We start from the raw sequence: 3,337 nt of genomic DNA on the forward strand, positions 1-3,337 counted from the left end.
TGGTCGAGAAATGCCTTGCCATCAACACAACTAACCGAGAGTTTGGCTCCAAACTCTACAGGTGTTCCCGCCTTACCTCTGACAATGGGACGCACATGGGGTTGCGTGAGACTAACGATGCGGTCGTCAATACGATGACAACGTTGGTCGTACATCCATTGTTGTTGCCGAAATACTTCACTGACTACTAGCAAACTCCGATAAAGATGCTGACTCAACTCTGATAGTAATGCGCCTGCGGATACCAAAGAATCAATATGACTGAGATTTCGGCGCACATATCCCAATTGCTGCCGAATTGCTTTGCGTAGCTTTTTACGGTTGGGTTGGCGTTGTTTGGTGATGGCTAGATAGGCTGTCCTTGCTTGAAAACGATAGGTGCGGGGTTTCTTTGGAAACTGGACTCTCACTTGTTCGTAAAGAGCATCAATGATCTTTTCAGTTTGTACTCTTGCTTGATTCAATAGGTTGATGTCAGTGGGATAACGAATATCGGCTGGCGCGACAGTGGCATCAAGCAGCAATTTGCCTTGGTTCGGTGGTTCTTTGTCTTCTTCTTGACTCTGTTCGTCTTCTTTCTCTTTTTGTTTCGATTCTATTGAATGTTTCACAATTTGTTCGTTGATTCTGCCGATGATCTCTAGATTCAATCGTTTGCGAAAGTGTACCATCATGCTGGCTTCAAATGGGGCTTTATCGCTGTATTCTGATATCCCTAAAAAGTATTGCAAGTAGGGGTTCTCGCGGATCTGTTCTACTGTCTCTTCATCACTTGTTCCTAGTTTCTCTTTGATGATCAGTGCTCCCAGTGCCATCCGAAAGCTCTTGGCTGGTGCTCCTTCACCTGCGCTGAATTGTTCCGCATATTCACTCTCAAAACTTTCCCATGGAATTAGTTCCGCTAACTTTACCCATCGATTCTCTCCTGATAGTTTTCCACTAAATGGAAGATAGAAGTTCTCGAATGATAGTTGTCCTTTTGCGGAACGTCGGTACATAAAATTTTATTGGTGCAAGGGTTTTTCTTGTTTTTGGGCTTTTTTCTTGCATCTTATCAGCTTTTGCAACCTTTGGAAACTACTGATTGCAACTGTTTCTGCCTTTTTCAGCAAGCCCTAATTATATCAGCTCTGGAATATTGGAAGCGCATTTACTGGACAATTCCTTTACCATCGATCAACGATTGAGACACTTATTAGGTGATGGAAGTCAGGAAGCTTATGAAAGAATGAGAGTAATAGCACAAGATGAAGCAGGGAGAAATTTTTATGAATCTCTAACTCCTGATGAGTTAGAGCAAATATCACAAGGTAGTACCTTATATGATGATGATTACGACGAACTCATAGAAAATCAGAAAAATTGGAAAACTTTTCTTGATTCTTTTTAAGTTTTTTCCCTATTGCAATTCTAATGTAGATATTAATCCAAAAACTATGATTAAAACTCAAATTTTAGAAGCAATCAAACAAATGCCAAATAGCGATGTATTGGAGGTAATTGAATGACACAGACTATTGAGCAAAAATCTTCGCTGTGCGATCCCGATCACAGTTTGTGGTTAGAAGTGGCGAATCTCTGGGACAAGGGCGCTATATGCTCCTTACATTTTGACACTTTAACGTACCAAAAATGATACAATAATAAAATCAAATTTAAGTACTCACTTATTTACCACTTGATTTCTATCTTTTGAGAGCTTCTGCTGTAATTTTCCTATGAGCAATATTAAGAGAATTAAAGCAAGCTTTTTCAAAACTGAATCTGGTAAAGAACCTGTTAGGGATTGGCTGATGACCTTATCGAAAGAAGATAGACAAAAAATAGGAGAAGACATTAAAACAATTGAGTTTGGCTTTCCTATCGGAATGCCGACCTGTCGCCCTATGGGAAAGGGATTGTATGAGGTGCGTACTAATCTTGAAAATACGATTACTAGAATCTTGTTTTGTGTGGAAGGAGAGCAAATGATTCTTCTGCACGGGTTTACTAAGAAAACGCAAAAAACGCCTAAGGAAGATTTGAATTTAGCCATCAAGCGACAAACTGAGTTTAAAAACAAAGCTGGGAGTTAACCATGTCTAACAATTGTCATTTAGGTTCTGCTTTTGATGACTTTCTAGAACAGGAAGGGATTTTAAACGAAGTAACAGAAGTTGCACTGAAGCGTGTTTTGGCTTGGCAAGTTGAACAAGCAATGAAGGAACGTGGTTTAACTAAATCTAAGATGGCGAAGTCTATGCAAACTAGCCGCGCAGCACTAGATCGCTTACTCGATCCTGAGTATGATTCTGTAACTCTACGAACTTTAGATAAAGCAGCTAGAGCAGTGGGCAAAAGAATTAAGATAGATTTGGTTGATGTTGTCTAAATGCTACCTGACTAAAACCTATGACACAGACTATTCAACAAAAAACAACTCTTTGCGATCGCGATCGCAGTTTGTGGTTAGAAGAGGCAATTTTTTACTTTAGCTTATTTAAAAAACTATGATTAAAACTCAAATTTTAGAAACAATCAAACAAATGCCAAATAGTGATCGCTTCTATTAATTTATAATACCAACCAAAATCCGAGCTAGTTCTTCGATATCTTCAGGAATTCGATACAGCGAAGCAATCTGGGTTATCTTTTTTGATTTCACATCTAAATATCCAAACTGCCAAACATTACCAATCGTCACTGCTCCATAAAGTTCATTCTGTTCTTCAGCTTCAGCGAGCGCAATTAATTCTACTGCTAATTGGGTAAATCCTTTGGTAAGGTCATCATTTTTAGCTTCTACAACCAATAAATTATGAGTAGACCGTACAAGGTAATCTAGATAACCTTTGAGCCAATTATTTACGTTTAATGGATATTCAATTCTCAACTGACAATTGCAATGGACTGTAACCGCAAGTAATAAAGGAGCGACGAGCGTTTCACGACGAGCAGTTTCGCTGGTGAGTCGGATATGGGGTAAGAAAGATTCGATGCGATCGCGTAATTCGGGAACCCAGTTTAGAGTCTCTTCTGTTTTTGGTAATGGAATGCGATCGCTAGCAAATGTATATCCAAATTCAGCCAGAATTTCATCCGCACCGTAGGACATCTCGAAGTAGGAGCGAAAAGTATATGATTGATCGGCTTGGAGGATCGGTATTTTAGACATATATCTTTAATTCTTCACTGATAAATCCTTAGGTGACTTAAGCCTATTATGCCATCGCATTGCTTAAACTGATGATATAGACAAAGTAGTTCAGTATAATTAAAAACTAAAAACCAGAGAGCGTAACGCCCGTGTAGTGGGCGTTACGCTCTCTGGTTTTTAAGTTTACTTATGCCTAGCTAC

The 3,337-nt window shown here is 39.2% G+C and carries 5 protein-coding genes; 3 read left to right on the plus strand and 2 right to left on the minus strand.

Annotated elements, in window-relative coordinates; all coding sequences use genetic code 11:
- The coding region (locus AC805_RS00040; protein ID WP_156341257.1) for an IS5 family transposase at positions 1–998 on the minus strand (998 nt) is incomplete at its 3' end.
- 86 nt (positions 999–1,084) lie between these two features.
- On the opposite strand from AC805_RS00040, the gene AC805_RS00045 reads away from it, so the two are divergent.
- The 3 genes from AC805_RS00045 (at position 1,085) to AC805_RS00055 (ending at position 2,371) form a co-directional block, all read left to right on the plus strand.
- Positions 1,085–1,390: a hypothetical protein gene (locus tag AC805_RS00045; RefSeq protein ID WP_055073515.1), complete on the plus strand. Its 306-nt coding sequence runs from the start codon at positions 1,085–1,087 to the stop codon at positions 1,388–1,390.
- 328 nt (positions 1,391–1,718) lie between these two features.
- Positions 1,719–2,075: a type II toxin-antitoxin system RelE/ParE family toxin gene (locus AC805_RS00050; protein ID WP_055073516.1), complete on the plus strand. Its 357-nt coding sequence runs from the start codon at positions 1,719–1,721 to the stop codon at positions 2,073–2,075.
- 2 nt (positions 2,076–2,077) lie between these two features.
- Complete coding sequence (locus AC805_RS00055; RefSeq protein ID WP_009628470.1) at positions 2,078–2,371, plus strand: helix-turn-helix transcriptional regulator; 294 nt, start codon at positions 2,078–2,080, stop codon at positions 2,369–2,371.
- Positions 2,372–2,548: 177 nt separating this feature from the next.
- On the opposite strand, the gene AC805_RS00060 is transcribed toward AC805_RS00055, so the two are convergent.
- Positions 2,549–3,154, minus strand: coding sequence for a hypothetical protein (locus AC805_RS00060; protein ID WP_055073517.1), 606 nt, complete (start codon positions 3,152–3,154; stop codon positions 2,549–2,551).
- Positions 3,155–3,337: the final 183 nt, after the last annotated feature.

Origin of the sequence: Pseudanabaena sp. 'Roaring Creek' (assembly GCF_001402795.1) — a bacterium.
GTDB lineage: Bacteria > Cyanobacteriota > Cyanobacteriia > Pseudanabaenales > Pseudanabaenaceae > Pseudanabaena.

Bases quoted from the DNA above. Each gene is read 5' to 3' on its own strand.
- AC805_RS00050 (WP_055073516.1), top strand. From the start codon at position 1,719: ATGAGCAATATTAAGAGAATTAAAGCAAGCTTTTTCAAAACTGAATCT.
- AC805_RS00055 (WP_009628470.1), top strand. From the start codon at position 2,078: ATGTCTAACAATTGTCATTTAGGTTCTGCTTTTGATGACTTTCTAGAA.
- AC805_RS00060 (WP_055073517.1), bottom strand. From the start codon at position 3,154: ATGTCTAAAATACCGATCCTCCAAGCCGATCAATCATATACTTTTCGC.